General features: G+C 65.4%; 15 protein-coding genes. 10 read left to right on the forward strand and 5 right to left on the reverse strand.

Going from position 1 to position 20780, the window contains the following annotated elements:
* The first annotated feature begins 170 nt into the window (after nucleotides 1-170).
* Nucleotides 171-1037 carry a hypothetical protein gene (locus PT282_RS05045; protein WP_277168458.1) on the forward strand — a complete coding sequence of 289 codons (867 nt, stop codon included), beginning with the start codon at nucleotides 171-173 and terminating at the stop codon, nucleotides 1035-1037.
* A 227-nt stretch (nucleotides 1038-1264) separates the two neighbouring features.
* Here the strand turns inward: PT282_RS05045 and PT282_RS05050 are convergent, their stop codons facing one another.
* The 3 genes from PT282_RS05050 to PT282_RS05060 all read right to left on the reverse strand — a co-directional run bounded on the left by PT282_RS05050 (nucleotide 1265) and on the right by PT282_RS05060 (nucleotide 5165).
* Entirely contained in the window at nucleotides 1265-3421 is a 2157-nt protein-coding gene (locus tag PT282_RS05050; RefSeq protein WP_277168459.1) for a BspA family leucine-rich repeat surface protein, read from the reverse strand.
* On the reverse strand, nucleotides 3405-3605 hold the full coding sequence (locus tag PT282_RS05055) for a hypothetical protein (protein WP_277168460.1): 201 nt from the start codon (nucleotides 3603-3605) through the stop codon (nucleotides 3405-3407). Before PT282_RS05055 ends, PT282_RS05050 begins: the two co-directional genes overlap by 17 nt.
* 225 nt (nucleotides 3606-3830) lie before the next feature.
* Entirely contained in the window at nucleotides 3831-5165 is a 1335-nt protein-coding gene (locus PT282_RS05060) for an O-acetylhomoserine aminocarboxypropyltransferase/cysteine synthase family protein (protein ID WP_277168948.1), read from the reverse strand.
* A 291-nt stretch (nucleotides 5166-5456) separates the two neighbouring features.
* Between PT282_RS05060 and PT282_RS05065 the strand changes: the two genes are divergently transcribed.
* The 4 genes from PT282_RS05065 (at nucleotide 5457) to PT282_RS05080 (ending at nucleotide 10813) form a co-directional block, all read left to right on the forward strand.
* Nucleotides 5457-6332, forward strand: a complete 876-nt coding sequence (locus tag PT282_RS05065; RefSeq protein ID WP_277168461.1) for a pyridoxamine kinase — start codon at nucleotides 5457-5459, stop codon at nucleotides 6330-6332.
* 259 nt (nucleotides 6333-6591) lie between these two features.
* On the forward strand, nucleotides 6592-7248 hold the full coding sequence (locus tag PT282_RS05070) for a YraN family protein (protein WP_277168462.1): 657 nt from the start codon (nucleotides 6592-6594) through the stop codon (nucleotides 7246-7248).
* A complete protein-coding gene (locus PT282_RS05075) occupies nucleotides 7248-8783 on the forward strand; it encodes a YifB family Mg chelatase-like AAA ATPase (RefSeq protein WP_277168463.1) in 1536 nt (511 codons plus the stop codon). The genes PT282_RS05070 and PT282_RS05075 overlap by 1 nt, the downstream gene beginning before the upstream one ends.
* Nucleotides 8780-10813 carry a DNA-processing protein DprA gene (locus PT282_RS05080; protein ID WP_277168464.1) on the forward strand — a complete coding sequence of 678 codons (2034 nt, stop codon included), beginning with the start codon at nucleotides 8780-8782 and terminating at the stop codon, nucleotides 10811-10813. Before PT282_RS05075 ends, PT282_RS05080 begins: the two co-directional genes overlap by 4 nt.
* On the opposite strand, the gene PT282_RS05085 is transcribed toward PT282_RS05080, so the two are convergent.
* Nucleotides 10788-11132 carry an MGMT family protein gene (locus PT282_RS05085; protein ID WP_277168465.1) on the reverse strand — a complete coding sequence of 115 codons (345 nt, stop codon included), beginning with the start codon at nucleotides 11130-11132 and terminating at the stop codon, nucleotides 10788-10790. The two genes, PT282_RS05080 and PT282_RS05085, sit on opposite strands and share 26 nt — an antisense overlap.
* Nucleotides 11133-11219: 87 nt before the next feature.
* On the opposite strand from PT282_RS05085, the gene PT282_RS05090 reads away from it, so the two are divergent.
* The 3 genes from PT282_RS05090 to PT282_RS05100 all read left to right on the forward strand — a co-directional run bounded on the left by PT282_RS05090 (nucleotide 11220) and on the right by PT282_RS05100 (nucleotide 15137).
* Complete coding sequence (locus PT282_RS05090) at nucleotides 11220-13214, forward strand: FAD-binding protein (RefSeq protein ID WP_277168466.1); 1995 nt, start codon at nucleotides 11220-11222, stop codon at nucleotides 13212-13214.
* A gap of 68 nt (nucleotides 13215-13282) precedes the next feature.
* The gene (locus PT282_RS05095; RefSeq protein WP_277168467.1) at nucleotides 13283-14347 is read left to right on the forward strand and encodes a succinate dehydrogenase/fumarate reductase iron-sulfur subunit; all 1065 of its coding nucleotides are present in this window, start codon (nucleotides 13283-13285) and stop codon (nucleotides 14345-14347) included.
* A gap of 145 nt (nucleotides 14348-14492) precedes the next feature.
* Nucleotides 14493-15137: an O-methyltransferase gene (locus PT282_RS05100; protein WP_277168468.1), complete on the forward strand. Its 645-nt coding sequence runs from the start codon at nucleotides 14493-14495 to the stop codon at nucleotides 15135-15137.
* Between the two features lie 38 nt (nucleotides 15138-15175).
* Here the strand turns inward: PT282_RS05100 and PT282_RS05105 are convergent, their stop codons facing one another.
* Nucleotides 15176-16159 carry a TIGR00730 family Rossman fold protein gene (locus PT282_RS05105; RefSeq protein WP_277168469.1) on the reverse strand — a complete coding sequence of 328 codons (984 nt, stop codon included), beginning with the start codon at nucleotides 16157-16159 and terminating at the stop codon, nucleotides 15176-15178.
* Nucleotides 16160-16349: 190 nt separating this feature from the next.
* Here PT282_RS05105 and PT282_RS05110 point away from each other — a divergent pair, with 190 nt between their 5' ends.
* Together PT282_RS05110 and PT282_RS07565 are read left to right on the forward strand one after the other, a co-directional pair.
* The gene (locus PT282_RS05110; protein WP_277168470.1) at nucleotides 16350-17675 is read left to right on the forward strand and encodes a DUF6287 domain-containing protein; all 1326 of its coding nucleotides are present in this window, start codon (nucleotides 16350-16352) and stop codon (nucleotides 17673-17675) included.
* A gap of 116 nt (nucleotides 17676-17791) precedes the next feature.
* A complete protein-coding gene (locus PT282_RS07565) occupies nucleotides 17792-20740 on the forward strand; it encodes a DUF6287 domain-containing protein (protein WP_277168471.1) in 2949 nt (982 codons plus the stop codon).
* The last annotated feature ends 40 nt before the right edge of the window (nucleotides 20741-20780 follow it).

Consider the following 20780-nt stretch of genomic DNA (forward strand, 5'->3'; position numbering starts at 1 on the left):
ATATATGGCCGTTTTCCGGGCCGTTCCATCGTGCCTGGGAACGAATTATCGCCGCCATTTCATGCCCCGGGCCCGCCGTGTCATCCTCGGGGATGATGCGGGCCGGAACGCCGGAGGAACGATAGAATGGTGTGGGCACATACAGGCGATGACGGCGGAAAGAGCGGCGGATGCCAAAGGAACACGGACTTCAGATCACCACCCAGCTGGGCCAGGGAGTCACCGAGGAGACGCTGAGGGACCCCAGGGGCCTCGACCGCATCGACGAGGACGGACTCGAGCGGCTGACGCGCCTGCAACGGCTCCTGCAGGTGGTCTGCGACCGCTATGGCGCGCGGCTGAGCGTCGACGAGGGCTGCGGGAACGTGCTGTTCCTCCACGTTCCCGGCATCGGCGACCGCGATTACGCCCTGGGCGCCCCGTGGCTCAGGGGCATCACCTGCTGGAAGCACCAGGGCGAGGTCTATGGGTTCGTGGCGACGCGCGGCGGCTATTCGGCGTATTCGATCGGCCTCGAGCGCAGCTACGTCCTCGATTTCGACGCGCGGCTGACCACACCGCAGGAGGCGGCGCTGTGGCTCGCCCAGAAATTCGATGAGACGGACAGGCTGCTGTGGTCGCGAGACCGGCCCACGCCCGAGCGTCAGCGGGAATTGGACGACCTCGATGCCTTCTGTGACGAGGGACCGGGAGGCCACGGATATGGCCGGCCCTGGCAGCTGCCGGCGGTCATCGCCCGCCATGTGAGCCCCTCGCTCTATAGTGTGGGCCGGCGCGAGCGGGGCAAGGTGTGCGTCGTGCGCAGGCATGGCGGCTACACCCTGGAATACACCGCTCCGCACGGCGAGACGTACCGACATGACGAGCACGACTATCGACGGGCGATCTGGTGGTTCGCGCAGGGGGTGTGGAGCCTGCGGGCGGCCCTGGGCCACATCTGGCAGCTCGGGCTCGACGCCGATGCCATCGACGACCGGATACTGCTGGGCCTCGCGTTCGACGACGCCGAGCACCGCCTGCTCGAACGCGACCGATAGGCGGGCATCCGGTGGCGACCGCCACAGCTACGCGTCTGGCGGCGCCAGTCCCACGATTACGCCATAAACAAGCCACTGACGCGCACCCAGCGGCTCAAAAATGGCGGAAACAACAAATCGCGCCATAAACGGGCCGCTGAGCTCATCCCAGTGGCTTGTTTATGGCGCGATTGCAATGGTCGCGGCTGCTACAGGCAGACCCGGGATCCGCCTATCCAATCTACCGGTCAGTCGTTCTCGTCTCTGCGATGCCGCGCATAAATCGTCCTGTTGCGACGGGTATATGCCAACGCCACAACCAGACCGAGGACAACCAGCACAATCCACCAGGGCAACAGCGATACCCGGCGTACGCCAGCCGGCGATGACACCGCTTCCGAAGTCTCGCATGCCGACCCATTGGCCAGCACACGATACCCTGCAAGGTCCAGCACATATGAGGCACTATCGGCACCGCATCTCGGCATACTGCCCCGCTTCTGCGCATGCGGCGCGCCGGCAATCGCGTCACGCCCCTGCGAGGATGGCGCCGCCACCGACGAACGGACGAGCGGCAGACGGGAACCCGCAGCGCGCATCGGCGTCTGCCCTGTCACCGACGAAGAAGCCGACGGCAAGGGAGAGACGACGACACTTAGCGAACTGGGAGCCCATTGGGCATAGAGCGTCGTATCGCCTTCGATATCCAGCGGGTCACCCTTCCGGTAGGCCTTGCCCGTACCGTCGGCCGCCGTGTTCCAGCCCACGAACTGGTAGCTCCCGTCCGCACGCTGCCCGCTGACATCCATCAGCTCGAACGGGCTTGCCGGAGCCTTCTCCGTGAAGTGCATGGTGTCGATCGTGCCCGCGTTCCATCGCCTGACGACATTGCCGTCCCTGTCATAAGTGGCAGCCGGCACATCCGTGCCCACGCCACCGGAGAGCTCGCGCTCCACCGTCTTGGCATCGGCGGCCGTACATGACTGCGAAGTGCACTTCGCAGAAGTCTTCTCCGGCGCATTCGCATCCATCGTCACCTTGTACTTCCGACGCAACACATACGTCCCCACACGGGTGGGGTCGTTACCGTTGATGCGATCGACCAATTCATTATCTGACCAACCACCGTTATAAACCTGCGTGGCATCCACTTTTTCGGAGACAGTGCCAGGAACCGGAAGCTGAACCCATTCCCAAGGATCTGGTTGGCCTCCAAGTTCATCCTCGAATTCCAATCGTGGCAGCTTGGTGTTAGGCCCGACGGTGATCTCCCGAAGACTGGTCGGCAGAGCTCCGAAGTAAAGCTCAGAGGCATCGCTATTGAAGAAATTCACCGTTTCCAACCCGGTCCCATCAAACATAGTGGCCTGCATAACCACTTTGGACGCATCAAAACCGCTGATATCAAGATGTCTCAAATTCTTACAATTGCTGAAAGCCAAATCGAAATAACAAGTACCATGCCTATCATCAGGCTTAAGATTATTAAGATCGGCATGTTCCAAAGACTCATCGTCATAAAATAGTTCAGACAAATCGTTCGGACGCAATCTCCCGAATACCACATTTTTGACATCATGGCACTCATTGAACATATAGGACATTTCAACACTGCTGCCATCCGCAGTAGCCCAGCCCGACAAATCCACATCGACGACGCCGGAGTTGGAGAACATCCAAGACATATCCGTAACACGACTCGTATCCCATTTCGCGACATCAATCTGTTTCAACGATTCATTACTGTCCCACCCCGAAAACATTGAAGACATATCCGTGACATGACTGGTATCAACGAAATCGCCACTTATGAAAGACGCCACTTTATTGTTATTGTTGAACATGGAGCCTGAGTCCTCAGGAAACCTCGTCTTGCCCGGTCCCTCGAAAACGATGCTGGTGACATTGTCGAAATGGTCAGAACGGAATTCCCTTCCATCAATCACCCCGCTCGTCGCCAGATCGTACTCGTTGTCGGCACCGGGAGTCGTGGCGGTGATCGTCAACGTGCAGCCGCCATACTCGGCATTGGGCGAAAGCTCCCAATGGCCGTTCACGTTGGACGCACCTGGGTCGGTGGCGCTGGACTCCGAGCAGATCGCCGCCGGCTGTTCGGAATCGGATTGGGCCGAAGGCGTCGAAGAAGACTTCTTGTTGGCCGCATCCTTCGACCCGGCACTTTGTCGATTGGCGCTCTTATTTGCGGAAACACCGGCGTTATCCGCTTCATCGCCACCAGGAGCTCCGGCACCTTTGCCATTGGACGAAGCAGCATCTACCGTCCGCTCAGCAACCTGCCCCCCGGCCATTTGCGACGACGTCTCATCGCCGCTGGCCAGCGCGGGGATCGCCAGCATGGCCGCCGCGACCACGATACCCAACGTCGCCTTAAGCCTCTCTCGCATGACATCCCTCTTTCCATATTCCAACAGCCTCATCGAAAATCCAAACAACCTCAGGATTTTCTCCGATATTAATTAAAAAAGTAATGCCGTAACTAGACAAATGTGATTTTGCTCTCTTTTTATTAGAGCATCCAGTTTCCAGACGTTCCGCAACACAAATGGCGTGGTCGTTGCCATCAGACAACACGAAGGCCCCTCAACCCGCCATGCCAATCGTCGGCAACACCTTGAAACGATAGGAGCCGGACAGCGAACGCCACCACGGTTGCGCCATAAACGAGCCACTGACGCGTACCCAGCGGCTCGAAAATGGCGGAAACAACAAATCGCGCCATAAACGGGCCGCTGAGCTCATCTCAGTGGCTTGTTTATGGCGCGATTGCGTCGTGGACGGCTGCCTCAGCTGTCGCTACCTGGCCAGGCCGGAGGCGCGCACGGCCTCGAAGGCGCCCCTGAGGTCGTCGAGGATGTCGTCGATGTATTCGGTGCCGATCGACAGGCGGATGGTGCCCTGGTGGATGCCCTGGCTCTCCAGCTCCTCGCGCGTCTCCTGGGCGTGGGTGGTGGACGCCGGGTGCACCACCAGGCTCTTGACGTCGGCGACGTTGGCCAAGAGGCTGAAGAGGTGCAGGTTGTCGACGAAGACGCGCGCCGCGTCCTTGCCGCCCTTGATGTCGAAGGTGAAGATCGAGCCGGCGCCGTTCGGGAAGTACTTCTCGTAGAGGTCGTGGTCGGGGCGCCCGGGGATGGAGGGGTGCGAGACGGACTCGACCTCGGGAACGGTCTGAAGGTACTCGACCACCTTCAGCGCGTTCTGGACGTGGCGTTCGACGCGCAGCGACAGCGTCTCGGTGCCCTGCAGCAGCAGCCACGCGGCGAACGGGCTGATGCAGGCGCCGGTGTCGCGCAGGAAGATGGCGCGGGCGCGGGTGACGAAGGCGGTGCCGCCCAGCGCCTCGTAGAAGTTGAGGCCATGGTAGGAGGGGTCGGGCTCCGTGAGCGTCGGGAAGCGGCCGGGTACCGCGGCCCAGTCGAAGTGGCCGCCCTCGACGATGATGCCGCCGAGCGTGGTGCCGTGCCCGCCGATGAACTTGGTGGCCGATTCCACCACGATGTCCGCGCCGTTCTCGAGCGGACGGAAGAGGTAGGGGGTGGCGAAGGTGTTGTCGACGAAGACCGGCAGGCCGTGCGCGTGCGCGATCGCCGAGATGGCCTCGAAATCGGGCAGGTCGGCGTTGGGGTTGCCGAAGGTCTCGAAGTAGACGAGCTTGGTGTTGTCCTGGATGGCGTCCTCGAAGTTCTGCGGGTCAGCCGGGTCGACGAAGGTGGTGGTGATGCCGTCGCGCGGCAGGGTGTGGCGCATGAGGTTGAAGGTGCCGCCGTAGATGTGCGAGGAGGAGACGATGTGGTCGCCGGTCTGCGTGATGTTGCGGATCGCCGCCTCCACGGCCGCCGCGCCGCTGGCCAGGGCGAGCGCCGCGGTGCCGCCCTCGAGCGCGGCCATGCGACGTTCGAAGACGTCCTCGGTGGAGTTGGTCAGGCGCCCGTAGATGTTGCCCTCGTCCTCGAGCGCGAAGCGGGCCTCGGCGTGGTCGAAATCATGGAAGACGTAGCTGGTGGTCGCGTAGATCGGCACGGCGCGCGCGTCGGTGGCCGGGTCCGCGCTCTCCTGGCCGACGTGCAGCTGCAGCGTCTCGAAATGGTAACGCTTGGGGGTCTGGTCGGGGGTCTTGGTCTCGCTCATCATGGTCTCCTTTGGTGTCAGGGTTCATCATCCGGTGTTCCTTCGTTTCCGAGCCTAAACCCGGCGGCGGGGCGCGGCAAGCGCGTGGCTATCCCGGTTATCTATAACGTCTTCAAGACCCGTGCCGCCCCAAACGCCCAACGCTGCGGGAGACCGCGGCACGATTCATCCTTCGGCCCTCGAAGCGCACGCGCGCAGGCGTGGGGCTAGAGTCGGAGGCAGCGACGTCGCGGGCAATCCCGCCCGGGGCGGACGCGGATATTATTCATAGACTTTCTGAAAGGTCATGAAATGCAAGAAGACACGACGCTCTATGAGCGCAACCCCCAATACATTCCCCGCGTGGCGGCCGTGCACGACATGTGCGGCTACGGCAAGTGCTCGCTGACGGCGGCCATCCCGATCCTCTCGGCGTGCGGCTGCGACGTGTGCCCGGTGCCCACCGCCCTGTTCAGCGCGCACACCAAGTTCCCGGTCTATACCTTCCACGACACCACGGATATCCTTTCCGGCTATCTCGACGCCTGGCGCAAGATCGACGTGGATCTCGACGGCGTCTATTCCGGCTTCCTCGGCTCGGCCGAGCAGGTCGACATCATCAAGCGCCTCTACCGCGAATACCCCAAGGCGCTGCGCCTGGTGGACCCGGTGATGGGCGACGGCGGGCAGATGTACCCCACCTATTCGAAGGAGATGTGCGAGGCGGTCAAGACGCTCGTCGACGGGGCGGACGTCCTGATGCCGAACCTCACCGAGGCGTCCATCCTCACCGGACGCGACTACCCGGGCCAGAACCTGAGTGACGACGAGGCGACCGAGTGGGTCGGCGCGCTGCTGGACCTCGGCGCCAGGAACGTCGTGCTCAAGGGCATCGACCGCGGCGACGGCAAGCTGCGTAACTTCGTGGGCAGCGCCTCTGCCGGGGCCGCCGCCCGCATCGAGCTCGCGCACGACAAGCTGCCCTACATGATCCACGGCACGGGCGACGCCTTCGCCTCGGCGCTGTGCGGCGCGGTGATGGCCGGCAAGGGCCTGGGCGAATCGGCCCGGGTGGCCGGCGAGTTCGTGCGCCACGCCATGGAGTCCACGCGCCACCAGCCGCATTTCGAGGACCGTGGCGTCAGCTTCGAGCTCGACCTCGGCGAGCTGACCGGATTGGTCGGCTAGTAGGCTAGTCGGCCGAGACCCTTCGAATCGAACCGTCGGAACCCTTGGTTTTCTTGGGATTCCGGCGGTTTCTCGTATCCGCACCTTTTCTATCGGACGTTATATTCCCAAGTGCCGGAAACGCACAGTGTTATCCACATCGAGCGCCGATCATCGAAAGTTATCCACAGACACGCCGAAAAAACGGAAATCGCCAACCGTTTATCCACATCGACCGATAATCCTTCCATCCAGCCGACAGCCGTGATGTACTCGAGGCATGAGCACAGCAACGAACAACAGGGCGGCATACGCCCACACCAATTATTTCGGCGGCCACGTCGACGAGACCGGCGGGTCTGACGGAACCATCGAGTTCAACGGAGCCAGCGAGCCCGACGGCATCGACGGGCGCGGGCGACGCGCCCAGGAGACGGGCATGGCGCCGCCGGGCACGGGTCCCGACGACGGCGCGGACTCGCTGCAAGCCGACGCCGCCTTCGAGGCGGACACGGCCTTCGAGCCGCCAAGCGACGACGAGCTGGACGCGGTGGAGGCGCTGCTCGTCTCCCCCGACCTGGGCGCCAAGCAGCTGGGAGCGGCCGGCGAGCGCTATGCCGCGCTCTGGCTGGCGCGCATGGGCTGGCGGCCGTTGGCGAGCAACTGGCGCACCCGTTTCGGCGAGCTCGACATCATCATGCTCACCGGCGAGCGGATGGTCGTCTTCGTGGAGGTGAAGACCCGGCGCACGCAACGCTATGGCGTGCCCCAGGCGGCGATCACCGCGCACAAGCAGGCGAACCTGCACCACGCGGCCTCGCTGTGGCTGGCCGGCCCCGGCAGGTCGGTGCCGCGCACGGGCATCCGCTTCGACGCCGTCTCCATCCTCGTGCGGGGCGGCAAGCCGCATGTCGAGCATATTCCGGGGGCGTTCTGATGACCATCGGCAGCGCGCTTTCGGTGGGCCTGATCGGGCTCAAGGCCTTCGCCATCCAGATGCAGGCGTTCATCTCGCCCGGCCTGCCCTACTTCTCCATCATCGGCCTGCCCGACGCCTCGTTGAGCGAGGCGCGCGAGCGGGTGAAATCGGCGTGCCAGGCCAGCGGGTTCAAGTGGCCCGAGACGCGCGTGACGGTGAACCTCTCCCCCGCCTCGATGCCCAAACGCGGCTCCTCGCACGACCTGGCCATCGCCACCAGCGTGCTGAGCGCGGCGAACCACATCCCGCACGACTGCCTGGCCGACACCATCGTGCTCGGCGAGCTGAACCTCGACGGCTCGGTGCTGCCCGTCAACGGCGTGCTGCCGATCGGGCTCTACGCCCGCGAGCACGGCATCGGGCGGATGATCGTGCCGCAGGCCAACGTCGAGGAGGCCGAGCTGGTGGAGGGCCTCGACGTCACCGGCGTGCGCCACCTGGGCGAGCTCATCGAGCTGATGGGCGGCAAGGCCCGCTACCATCTCGACGACGCCCGTCCGGCGGCCCAGCCCGACGACGCGGCCACAACCGGGGAACGACGGACGGCGCCTGGCGACATGGCGGAGGTGCTGGGCCAGGAGCACACCAAGTGGGCGCTCGAGGTGGCGGCGGCCGGCGGGCACCACCTGCTGATGACCGGACCTCCCGGTTCGGGCAAGACGATGCTGGCCTCGAGGATGCCAGGGATCATGTGCCCACTCGACGAGCAGGCGCAGCTCGAAGTGGCCTCGGTGCGCTCGCTGTGCGGCACGCTCGCGGCCTACGGCATCACCGACGTGCCACCCTTCGAGGCACCCCACCACACCGCTTCCACGGCCTCGCTGGTCGGCGGCGGATCGGGGGTGGCCAAGCCCGGGGCGATCACGCGCGCCCACCGCGGGGTGCTGTTCATGGACGAGGCGCCGGAGTTCTCGCCGCGCACGCTGCAGACCCTGCGCGAACCGTTGGAATCCGGCTACGTCTCGCTCTCACGGGCCAAGGGGACCACCTACTATCCGGCGCGCTTCCAGCTGGTGATGGCGGCCAATCCCTGCCCGTGCGGCTATGGCTATGGCGACGGCGAGCGGTGCACGTGCCGCGAGAAGGACCGAATCCGCTATTTCTCCAGGCTTTCCGGCCCCATCCTTGACCGCATCGACATCCAGGTGGAGGTGCCGCCGATCGACCACATCATCCAGACGCCCTCGGCCCGCCAGACCACCAGCGCCGAGATGCGCGCCCGGGTCATCGCCGCACGGCAGGTGGCGCGCAGCCGCTATGCGGCCCAGCGGTGGACCTGCAACGCCGAGGCCAGCGGCTCGTGGATGCGCGCCAACACCTCGCGCTCGGCGTTGAAGCTCATCGACCTGGCGCTCGAGGACTCGCGGCTCAGCCTGCGCGGGGCGGACCGGGCCATGCGCCTGGCCTGGACGCTGGCCGACCTGGGCGGCAGGACCTCGCCCGGCCATGACGAGATGATGCAGGGCATCGCCCTGAGAACAAGGGAGACATGATGGACTTCGACAGCAACCACGTCTACGACCGCGACGGCACCCGACCAGTCGCGCCACGGCCCTTGGACGGGCAGCCGGCGCCGATGCCGGCGATCGACGACGACACCCTCGCCCGCGCCATCCTCACCTTCTGCATCGACGGGGCCGACGCTCTGCTCTTCGCCACGATCAAGGGCGCGGGCAGCGCCGTCGAGGCCTTGCGTCTCATCGCGGCCAGCGGGCAGGGCGCCCGGCAGCGCGGCCGTCTCGACAAGGCGTTCGCGACGGGCACGGCCAGGTGGGGACGCTCGGTCAACGCCCGTGGCATGGATTCCTTCCACCACGCGCTCGAACGCTGGAAGGGCCGGCTGGCGCAGCTGCCTTGCAAGGACGCGGACGGGCTCAGGGCCTGGCTGAGCATGGACGGCGCGCAATGGATCATCGGCCCGTCGAGCCCCTGCTGGCCCCGGCAGCTCGACGACCTGTCGATCCGCAAGAACTGGGCCTCGCCGCTGTGCCTGTGGGGCTTCGGCGAGCCGCAGGCCCTGGTCAGCTGCTCCCATCCGTTGGCGGTGGTGGGCTCGCGCGGGGTCGACGAGTACGGACGCTATGTGGCGCGCACGATCGCCAAGAAAGCCTCGCAGCAGGGGCATCTGGTGGTTTCGGGCGGCGCGTTCGGCGCCGATGCGGCGGCCCATTGGGGCGCGTTGGACACCATGTCGATGCTGGGGCCGGACGAGGCAGGACGCACCGTCGCGGTGTTCGCCGGCGGTCTCAACCACATCGGCCCGGAACGCAACCGCAGGCTTTTCGAACGCATCGTGGCCCACCATGGGGCGCTCGTCAGCGAGCTGTGTCCCGGCACCATCCCCGAGGCGCGGCGTTTCCTGTTGCGCAACCGCATCATCGCCGCGCTGGCCTCCACCGTCGTCGTCGCCCAGGCCCGCAGCCGGTCCGGGGCGCTCAACACCGCCAACTGGGCCGCCGACCTCGGCCGTGAGGTCTACGCGGCGCCTGGCAACATCAACCGGCCGGGCAACACCGGCTGCAATTGGCTCATCCGCGACCATCGCGCCTCCATCCTCACCTCGGTCAACGCCATCGACGAGATCTGCCACGCGGCCCATCCGCCGGCCGACGGCGTTGACGCCGACGCCGATGGGGACGGTACCGATGTCGGTGCCGATACCAATACCAATACCGGTGCCAATACCCGGCCAGCGGGCGGAACCGCAGATGATGACGACACGGTCAACAAAGCCAATGGGCCCCGTACGGAAGCTATCGCCACCCGAGCGGAAACCGGGAGCAGCCGGCAAGCGGGGAACACACACGAAACACAGGGAACGCAGGCCACGCAGATCGCCATCGACCTTCCGCGCCGCGGCAAGACCCATATCCCGTCGACGGTTCAACGCAGCGGGCAAGGCCAAACCAGCACGGCAACGGCTACCGGCACCGGCCCGACAGCCGACCCGACAACCGACCCCCACAAGGCGACAGTCACCGATCAGTCTGCCAGCACTCGCAGCCCCGGCACACGCAAATCCGGTGCGGGTGACGCCGCCGGCTTCATCGGCAAGGACGAGCCATCACCCAAGCAGCGCGAGGTACTCACGGCGGTACGCCGCTGCCGTCGGCAAGGAATGCCCGCCACACGCGAGGCCATCCTGGCGACGCTGCGCGGGACGACGTCCGGCAAGACGCGAAAGAACGAATCGCAGACGGCCAGGTCCCCATCGAATGGGTCCCGGTCGAGTGGACCCCGACCAAGCAAACCCGAACCAGGCAAACCTCGGACAGGCAAGCCACAGCCAGGCAAACCCCAACCCGGCAAGGCCCGAGCAAACGACCCGCAAGCGGACGGCCTGCGCACGGCCAAGCCCCAGACGGACCGACTTCAGGCGAGCCGGATTCAGACAGACCAATCCTCTGCCACCCGGAATCCTTGGAACGTCGGCGCATTGGAGGCGGCGTTGGGCGAGATGGAGCTGCTGGGGATGGTGCGCCTGAAATCGGGGACGGTCAGCATTGCCACTGGCAGCGGCTGAGGTCGACGAGCCAGCCGGGCGCGCCGGCGTTGTCGTGGCCAGCGGCGGGCGGCACGAACCGGACGCCCTCGTCCTCGAGCAGCGCCCGCTGCCGGTCGGGGCCGCCGAAGGCGAAGCCCGGGGCCAAGGAACCGTCGCGGAAGACGACGCGGTGGCAGGCAATCACGCCCGGCTCCGGGTTGGCGTGCAGCGCGTAGCCCACGAACCTCGCGTTGCGGGGCGCGCCGGCGAGCGCCGCCACCTGCCCGTAGGTGGCCACTTTCCCCTCGGGAATGCGTTTGACGACCTCGTAGACCTTGCTGTTGAATGGTGCGCTCATACCCCTATTATGCCCTCGCCAAGCCCACCTGCCATGTCCGGAACGCCGCGCCCGCGCTCTGTCAGGCCCTGTGCGAGAATCAGGGGTATGGATTCTGAGTGTGAGGAAACATACGATGCGGTGATCATCGGCGCCGGCGCGGCCGGGCTTTCGGCGGCGCTGGGCATCGTGAGGAGCGAACGGTTCAGGCAGCTGAAGGCGCAGGGGCACACGCCGAGGCTGCTGGTCGTCTCGAAATTGCAGCCGTTGCGCAGCCATACCGGTTCGGCCGAGGGCGGCATCGCCGCGAGCCTAGGCAACCTGGAGCACGACGACTGGCACTGGCATTATTACGACACGGTCAAGGGCGGCGACTGGCTGGTCGACCAGGACGCGGCGAGGATTCTCGCCCAGTACGCCCCGCAGACGGTGGTCAACCTCGAACGCAGCGGCGTCGCCTTCTCGCGCACCGCCGACGGGCATATCGCCCAGCGCAGGTTCGGCGGCCACACCGCCGACTACGGCAAGGCCCCGGTGCGCCGCGCGGCCTACGCCGCCGACCGCATCGGCCATCAGATCCTCTACGCCCTGTGGCAGCAGTGCGTGGCCGAAGGCGTCAGGTTCGCCGAGGAATGGTACGTCACCGACCTGGTGCTCGACACCGAGCCCAACGCCAGCCAAACAGACGGCACCACCGACGGAACACAAGGCGAACGCCGGGCGCGCGGCATCGTCGCCTTCGACACCCACACCGGCAAGACCCATGCGATCGGCGCGCGCAACGTGCTCGTCGCCACCGGGGGCGCCGGCCGCCTCTTCCACACCACCTCCAACAGCTACGACCTGACCGGCGACGGCATGGCGCTGGCGCTCAGGGCCGGCCTGCAGCTGGAGGACAGCGAGTTCGTGCAGTTCCATCCGACGGGCCTGGCCCACACCGGCATCCTGCTTTCGGAAGCCTCGCGCGGCGACGGCGGCGTGCTGCGCAACGCGCAGGGCGAGGCGTTCATGCAGCGTTATGCCCCCGAGCACAAGGACCTGGCCGCCCGAGACGTGGTCAGCCGTTCGATCATGGCCGAGGTGGACGCGGGGCGTGGCGTGGCCGACCCCAAAGATCCCGACGGGCCGAAGGACTGTGTGTGGCTCGACATGACGGGCATCGACAAGACTCATATGGAGGAGGCCCTGCCCCAGGTGGTGGAGACCATCCGCGACTACGCGGGCCTGGAGCCGAGCGAGGACTGGGTGCCCGTCAAGCCCACGGCACACTACACGATGGGCGGCATCCCCATCACCACCGATGGCGAGGTCTACCAATGGTCCGACGGCGCCAGGTGGATCGTCGACGGCCTGTTCGCGGCCGGAGAATGCTCGTGCGTGGGCGTGCACGGGGCCAACAGGCTCGGCGGCAACAGCCTGCTCGACGCCTGCCTCTTCGGCACCCGAGCGGGCGAGGCCATCGCCCGTCGCCTCGGCGAGACGGCCGAGATGGAGGCGGAATCCCCGCAGCAAACCCCACAGAACGGTGATGAGCCCGGCGCCGACTTCGCCAAGGAATACGCCTGCGTACGGCAGGCCGCCAAAAAGCGCGCGAAGAGCGTCACCGCTCTGCTCGCCGATGCCGCGAGCGCCGAAACGACGGATACCACCACTGGAACCGATACCGGCGCCACACCCGAACCAGCCGCCGACGCCGGGCAGCCGCGGGACGACAACCCGTACCAACTGCTCGCCGAACTGGGCACGACCATGGAGCGCGCGGTGGCGGTGCGCTGCGACGCGACGAGCATCGACAAGGCCATCAAGGAGATCGAGCTCAATCTGACCGATCGTGCCGCGGCGTTGCGCCCGCATTCCGATTCACCTGCCTTCAACCAGGAGCTCACGGCGATCTGGGAGGTCGGCAACCTGCTCCAGCTGGCCAAGGCCATGCTCAGGGCCTCGCAGGAGCGCCACGAGTCGCGCGGCTCATTCGCGCGCACCGATTTCCCCGAGCGCGACGACGGCTGTTTCCTGCTGCACTCGATGGCCGACGCACATGGCGGAGTCTCCTGGCAGCCGGTCCGCATCGTCGACATGCCGCCCCAGGCGCGGGGCTACTGACGGCCACGGCTGGTGGCAGACTGACGGAGGAAGGAAGAAGCGTGAAAGCGGCGATGGGAGCGGAATCCATGGGCGATCTTGGGGGCGGGGCCACCGCGGTGACCATACGGGTGCACAGGTTCACGGCGAGGCCCGAACGCGCCGGACGCAGGTCGTCGAGCCCGTTCGCGTCGAAAGCATCCAGAGCCTCCTCAAGCCCGTTCGCCTCGCGCAGGTCGTCGAGTCCGTTCGGCGATTCGCCGTCGGCGCCGAAACCCCGCCGCAGGACGCGCGGCAAGCGCTGGACGCAGGACTACACCATCGCCGTGCACGGCGGCGAGACCGTGCTGGACTGCCTGTTGTCCATCAAGCGCACCCTCGACCCGACGCTGGCCTTCCGCTATTCGTGCGGCCACGGCATCTGCGGCTCCGACGCGGTGGCGATCAACGGCACCCCCACCCTGCTGTGCACGGCCAAGGTCACGCAGTACGCGAAACCGGAACGGTCGGCGCACGGGGCCGCTTCCAGCGCCGACGAGAGATTCCGGCGCACCGGTTCGCCGAGCGATGGTGATGCCGACACCGACACCAATATCAATACCGATAACGCATCAAACGAGACGGCAGGCGACACCTCCGCCACCCCGCAAGCCGCGCCGCACACCAATCACCCCTCGCATCTGGGCGTCATCGAGCTCGCCCCGCTCCCCGGCTTCCCGGTGCTGCGCGACCTCATCGCCGACATCGACCAGATGATGGCGCAGATCAAGCGCCTGGCGCCCTACCTCAAGGCTGACGGCAAGCTCGCCCGCACCGCCGATGGCAAGATCGACATGTTCGAATACCTGCAGAGCCCGGAGCAGCTGAAACGCTACGAGCTGCTGAGCAACTGCATCTCCTGCGGGGTGTGCGAGGGCAGCTGCCCGGTCTACGCGGGCGGCGAGGCGTTCGTCGGTCCGGCGGCGCTCATCGCCCAGGCGCGTTTCATCAACGACTCGCGCGACCAGGCCGCCGACGAGCGGCTGAAGGCCATCGCCACGCAGGACGGCATCACGGCCTGCCAGTCGGTGCGCGCCTGCTCGCGGCAGTGCCCGCGCGGCATCGACGTCGGCGAGGAGATGTGGCAGCTGACCACCAAGGTCAACGGCGACTAGGCCGCGAACAAGCCGCACGAACACAACCACGCACGCGTCCGGTCCGCGGACACAGGCAGACACAGACGCAAAGCCACGGCATCCGCGCCAACCCGCGTGGCCCTGCGAGACCGCCATGACCGTGGGGATAGTAGAGTAGGAAACCATGGATAACACAACATATACCGATATGGCCAAGGCCTGCCAGCTCGCCGAGACGCACGCCCTGCAGCTCGAGGGCGAGTCGCTTTCCAAGGCCCGGCAGGAAGCCGAGCGTTCGGGCCTGCGGCAGGGTTCGGCCGCCCAGGCGGGTCTGCTGCGTTTCATGGTGCGCACGCTCAAGGCCGACTCCATCATCAGCGTCGGCACCGGCGCGATCGTGGAGGCGCTGCAGCTGGTCGCCGGCCTCGACGGCGCGGGCCAGCTGACGGCCGTGGATTCCTCGGCGCGCGGCATCACCATCATCCGCCGCATCTTCTCGGACCTGAACGACCAGGAGGCCTCGCACACCACGCTGCGTGCGGTCAACACCTCACCGGCCGCCTTCCTGCCGCGCCTCAACGCCGAGAGCTACGACCTCATTGTCGTCTCGGGCAACGCCTCCAACTACGAGCCCACCTTCGAGCAGGCGCACCATCTGCTCAAGACGGGCGGCCGCGTCGCCTTCGCCGACATGGCGGGCGTGGCCTCCGGCGAGCCGGACAAACCACAAGCCATGAAGGCCTTGCTCGGCCAGATCGAGGAGGACGACCGCTTCGAGACCGTCCTCACCTCGCTGGGCACCGGCCTGCTGGTCGCCTGCAAGCGCTGAGCCGCAGGGCCGGCCAACGCTCGCCCGGCCCTGCCTGATTACTTGACCATCCCCTCGATGGCCACGCGCACGGCCTCGTCCGGGTCGTCGACGAAGTGGATCCGGTCGATGTCGGCCTGGGCGATGAGGCCGCGCTCGCGCACCGTGCCGGAAAGCCAGGCGAACAGCCCCTTCCAATACGCGGAGTCGTAGAGCACCACGGGCTTGGGCGAGGTCTTGTTGGTCTGCACCAGGGTGAGGATCTCGAACATCTCGTCGAGGGTGCCGAAGCCGCCGGGGCAGATGATGACGGCCGAGGAATACTTCACGAACATCATCTTGCGCACGAAGAAGTAGCGGAAGTTCATTCCCAGGTTGACCCACTGGTTGAGCCCCTCCTCGTGCGGCAGCTCGATGCCGAGGCCCACCGACGTGCCTCCTTGCTCGGCCGCGCCGCGGTTGGCGGCCTCCATGATGCCCGGGCCGCCACCGGTGATCACGGTGATGCCGGCGCGCGCCGCCGCCTCGCCCATGCGCACCGCCGCGTGGTATTCCGGCTCGTCGGGCCTCACCCTGGCCGAGCCGAACACGCTCAGCGCACGCCCCAGCCCCGCGAGCGCGTCGAAGCCCTCCACGAATTCGGACTGGATGCGCAGCACGCGCCACGGGTCGCCGTGCCTCCACGCCGGGTCGCGCAGGCCCGCACGGCCCTTGCCGTTGGCGGGTGCGTCGTTTGTGCCTTGCCCGCCGGCGCCGTCCCCATGGCCGTCGTCGCCATCATCGCCATGGTCCGCGCTCAGCAGGTTCCTGTCGGCGCTGTGTTGCGGGATCATCGCCCCGCGCATGAGCACCGAGCCGCTGCGGTGCGTCTCCCATGCCGGTGCCTCGCCATGCCCCGCCTGCGTATCGGCCTGATTGGTCGTATCGGTCTGATTGGTCGTATCGGCCGAACCGGTCGTCCGGGCTTTGTCTGCGTTGCCGGACGTATCGGCCACATCCTGCTTCTTTCCGAGCCCTTCGGCATCCATGTCCTCGATCGCCATCGTTCACCTTCCTTTGTCCGCCATCGCCCCGTCGTCGAAACCGGCATCGCCGGGTGTCCAGTCCCACCGCTGGAACGCACGCCGCACAACGCCTTGGCGGACTCCCCGATTCCGGGCACATGGTATCGTGCATATCAGAGAGATGGGCAGAACCGTCAATACTGTCATTGAAGCAGGGAGGGACGCCAAATTGCAGAGGAACGACGCATACAGCACGCAGGATCTCAATATCCCTCCCCTTCCCTCGGGCGCCGCGGTGCCCATGCCGCCCACCGTGCCCCTGCCCGGCGATCCGGTCCCGCAGCCCGGCGCCAGCAACGGCCATAAGAAGCGGAACATCATCATCGCTGCGGTCGCCGCGGTGGCCGTGCTGCTGGCCTGCGGCGGCGTCGGCTTCCACTTCTACTCCCAGCATTCCCACTCCTACGCCCTTTCGCGCTACCAGAAGGCCTCGCACCGCCTCGCCGACGCGCGCGGCGATCTGCGCTCCTCAGTGAGCAAGGCGAAGTCCGCGGCCGGCCAGATCGACGACAGCCAGGTGGAGGACGCGAGCCTCATCGACGACTACGATTCGGCGATGAAAAAGACCCGGAAGGTCGAGAACTCCAGGCCCGCGGTGAGCGTGCACGACACCGAATCCGCCAGCACCACCGACCTGCGCAACGCCACGCAGTCGCTCGACGACCTGGCCGGCGACTTCGAGAACGCCGCGGCCGACGTCACCAAGGCGGCACAGAAAGTCGTCGATTCCAAGACCGCCGCCGACAAGGTGCTCAAGCCGGCCAAGGACGCCGTCACCGCCGCCGAGGCGCAGAAGAAGGCCAACGACACCGAGGCCGCCAACAACGGCGTCAACATCGACGCCATCGAGCGGGGCGACTACTCCAGCCTCGACGGCACCTGGACGAACTCCAACGGCAAGTGGATCAAGATCTCCCACGGCATACTCACCCCGCAGTGGGGCTTCGAGGGCACGACCCCGCCTTACCACCTGCACGCATGCAACGGCTACAGAAGCCAGTGCGTCGAGCACGGCATGCCCGGCACCCAGACCGAACTGGTCCAGGGTGGCGCCTTCGTGGACCACCATGGGCACTCCGTGGATTTCCAGGCGAACCTTCTGGTCGTCGAGAAGAACGCCGAATTCGATAACACCGCTCCCTTTAACCTCGACGAATCGGATCCTGATCCCACCGACCAGTCCCAGGACCGCATCATTCCCTACGTCCCCTCATTCAGCCAGGGGCAGTACCCTCCTTGCTCCAATCCGGACACCACCCGAACCGATGGAGATGACAGTCATCCCTATCCCACCGTCCTCAATCCCTCGTGCGCCTACTACCGCGCGGGCGGCAACGTCTCCGAGGCCTCGCAGCAGAAACTCAACGACAAGGTGAACACCGCCAAGAACGACCTCGCCTCGCTCGACAAGCAGTGGGAACAGAAGGCCAAGGCCGCCCTGCAGTGCCGGCTCGACATGGTCACCGGCGCACAATCCTCCTGCCCCGCGAACTGAGGCGAAAACGCGCGCGAAAAACGCAACACACCTCCGCCCTCTTTCAACGGAATCGCCACCTGTGAATGGTAAAATTACCGTCATAGCGTAAGCCATTCAATGTCGAAAGAGGAACAGTGGCAGACCAGAGCGAGAAGACCGGGAAGAAGCCGAATTCGAAGCCCAGTGCGGCGCAGGGAAAGTCCGGCCAGTCCGAAAACGTGAAGCGTACCGCAGACCAGAAAACCAAGTCGACCACAAAGGCCAAGACGACTGCGAAAGCCAAGCCCGCCACAAAGGCCAGGACGACCAAGGCCACCGCGAAGACCAAGACGACAGCGAAAGCCACGAGAGCCAAAACTTCCAAGTCTGTCTCAAAAGCCAAGTCAAATACAAAGACCAAGACGGCCACCAAGACCAAGGCCGCCGGGAAAGCCACAAAACCCAAGGCAACCAGAACCTCCAAGGCGACGAAGACCTCCGAGAAACCTACAGCAGGTAAGGCCTCGAAGCCCACCGACACCGCCGATTCCAACAAGGCGGTCGCGCAATCCGACACCGGAAAAACCAAGAAGCCCGCCACCACGGAAGCCGCAAAGGCGAAGCCTGCCAAGAACATTGCCGAACTTGGCACCGATACCGTCGAAGCGGACAAGGCATCCCCTGAATCCAACGCGGCAGTCTCGCAGTCCGCAGAAGACACGCCAAAGTCCGATACCGGCACCACCGCCGACGCAATTGACGCCGCCGAATCCGACATCGACGCGGACGCCGACGCTGCCGCCGGTGCCGAACCCACCGCACCCACGATGCAGGTGGCGCTGCCGCCGAGGCCTGGCACCGAGCCGGAAACCACCAAGTCCCAGCTCGTCGACGCCACCCAGACCGGCATCACACCCGTCGCCGCCGCGCCCGCCGCGTTCATTCCGAGCCAGTCCGATGCCGCCGACACCAAGGCTTCTTCCAAGGGCAAGTCGGACGCAGGCAAGGATGACAAGGACGGCATCACCATCAGCAAGAGGACCATCCGCATCGCGCTCATCGCGCTCCTGATCCTGATCGTCATCGGGATCGCCGCCGGTTTCGGCTACCACCACTACACCACGCATTCCCGCTCCTACGCCATCTCCCGCTACGACAAAGCGGTCACCCGGCTCAAGGACGCGCACAAGCAGCTCGACGCCACGATCGCGAAAAGCAACAAAACGGCCGGCCAGGTCGACGAGGGCGATGTCCAGCATCCCGCTGTGGTCACCAAGTACGAGACGGTGGTCCGCAGGAGCCGCAGGCCCATCCGGGTGAGAGTCCTGACCCGCCACCAGCTCAACACGTTCAACGTCACCGAGATCAACAACTACTCCCTGAAGATCGAGCAGGCCGCGGCGAACTACGACACCTCGCGCGGTAAGGTGCACGATTCCGCCCAGCACGTCATGGACGAAAAGCACAACACTGAAGTGCAGCTCTCCCCCGTCGAGCATGCAATCGCCTCGGTGGAGCAGCAGAAGAAGCAGAACGACGCCGAGGCCAAGAAGCACGGCATCGACATGGACGCCATCGCCAAGGGCGACTACTCCAGCCTCGACGGGACCTGGACGAACTCGGACGGCGCGTGGATGAAGATCTCGAAGGGCGTGCTGACCCCGCAGAACCCGGTGCCCGGCAGCACCCCGCCCTACCGTCTGCGTGAGCCGGACAAGAACAACAACCTCTTCAATCCGAACTATCTCGACCGGATTCCCAAGACCCAGCACACGCTCTATCAGGACGGCGCACGTGTGGAGCATCATGGAGCGGCACCCGACATCTACTTCCTGGTCACCGTCCAGCAGGGCGCCAAGCTCTACAACGCCTCCCCGAGCTTTGCTGCGGGCACCTCCATCGGCGATGACCCCACCGACTCGAGCAGGGACCGCATCATCCCCGCAAACGCCACGCTTTACCAAGGCCAGGAGCCCTTCTGCCAGAGCGCCTCATGCGCCTACTACCGCGAGGGCGGCGTCGTCTCCACGGCCTCGCAGCAGAAGCTCAAGGACAAGGAGGACCAGGCCAACAAGCTGATGGCGTCGCTCAACCACAAGTGGCAGGAAAGCGCCAAGACGAACTTCCAATGCCGCATCGACGTGGTCAACGGCGCGCAGAAGACCTGCGAGACCGCCAGCTCCTCGTCGAATGACGGCACCGCCAACGTCGACCAGCTGCGGCAGGGCGACTTCTCCTCGATCGCCGGCCAGTGGTGCACCTCCGGCAACGACTGCATCACCATCGGCAAGGACGGCTCCTACACTTCCAACCAATCCGATGGCAACGACGACAGCGATAGCCAAAGCGGCACACAGCCCAAGCTCGCCATCCCCACGGAGAACAACTGGGTCAAGGGCGGCGTGGGCAGCACCGGCATCGTGGAACTGATGGACACCCGCGGACCACAATGCATGGACCCGAACGTCACCTACCCCAACTGCGTCATGGCCGAAGCCATATGGCCCACCGACATCATCTATTACCCGAAGAACGTCACCGTCTGCCCCAACGACGACATCTGCTCCCGGGCCTATGAGGGCACCGAGAACGATCCAGACGACATCGACACCTCCCGGCCCCACTTGGAGCTCATGGCGCGCCACATGAACCCACGTCCAACCATGGCGGACACCTATTACTTCATGGGCGGCAAGAACGCCAAGTCCTCGAAGGCCAAGAAGGGCATGGACATCAAGCAAATCGCCCAAGGCGACTGTTCCTCGATCGCCGGCACTTGGGTCAACGCCAGAGGAGGCACACTCACCTTCCAGAGCAGCTGCCCCAGTGGCAGTGCCCAAATCAACGACCGTACGGTCCAATGGGTGACGCCGAAGCTGTTCGACGGTTTTGCCGAGCAGGAAGACACAGGCGGCGGCAATGCGGGAAGTTACGTCAAACACATCTTCATTCCCGCCGGCACCGCGGTTCCATCGTCTGATTCCTCAGGTCATTATGGTTTCACCGCTGACGACACCGACAAGACCAGGGATCGCATCATTGGCATGGGAGGCCCAGCGATGGACGATATCGACCCTGCGGAATATGTCTATTACAGGCAGTAACAAGCAAAGAGCGAGTCTGTAGATTCCCATCGTGGGCGTT

This window comes from Bifidobacterium sp. ESL0763, from assembly GCF_029433395.1.
Classification (GTDB): Bacteria; Actinomycetota; Actinomycetes; order Actinomycetales; family Bifidobacteriaceae; genus Bifidobacterium.

Coding starts and splice junctions, on each gene's coding strand:
- PT282_RS05045 (WP_277168458.1), top strand. CDS start 171: ATGCCAAAGGAACACGGACTTCAGATCACCACCCAGCTGGGCCAGGGA.
- PT282_RS05105 (WP_277168469.1), bottom strand. CDS start 16,159: ATGGCGATCGAGGACATGGATGCCGAAGGGCTCGGAAAGAAGCAGGAT.
- PT282_RS05070 (WP_277168462.1), top strand. CDS start 6,592: ATGAGCACAGCAACGAACAACAGGGCGGCATACGCCCACACCAATTAT.
- PT282_RS05100 (WP_277168468.1), top strand. CDS start 14,493: ATGGATAACACAACATATACCGATATGGCCAAGGCCTGCCAGCTCGCC.
- PT282_RS05065 (WP_277168461.1), top strand. CDS start 5,457: ATGCAAGAAGACACGACGCTCTATGAGCGCAACCCCCAATACATTCCC.
- PT282_RS05060 (WP_277168948.1), bottom strand. CDS start 5,165: ATGAGCGAGACCAAGACCCCCGACCAGACCCCCAAGCGTTACCATTTC.
- PT282_RS05095 (WP_277168467.1), top strand. CDS start 13,283: ATGGGCGATCTTGGGGGCGGGGCCACCGCGGTGACCATACGGGTGCAC.
- PT282_RS05050 (WP_277168459.1), bottom strand. CDS start 3,421: ATGCGAGAGAGGCTTAAGGCGACGTTGGGTATCGTGGTCGCGGCGGCC.
- PT282_RS05075 (WP_277168463.1), top strand. CDS start 7,248: ATGACCATCGGCAGCGCGCTTTCGGTGGGCCTGATCGGGCTCAAGGCC.
- PT282_RS05090 (WP_277168466.1), top strand. CDS start 11,220: ATGGATTCTGAGTGTGAGGAAACATACGATGCGGTGATCATCGGCGCC.
- PT282_RS05080 (WP_277168464.1), top strand. CDS start 8,780: ATGATGGACTTCGACAGCAACCACGTCTACGACCGCGACGGCACCCGA.
- PT282_RS05085 (WP_277168465.1), bottom strand. CDS start 11,132: ATGAGCGCACCATTCAACAGCAAGGTCTACGAGGTCGTCAAACGCATT.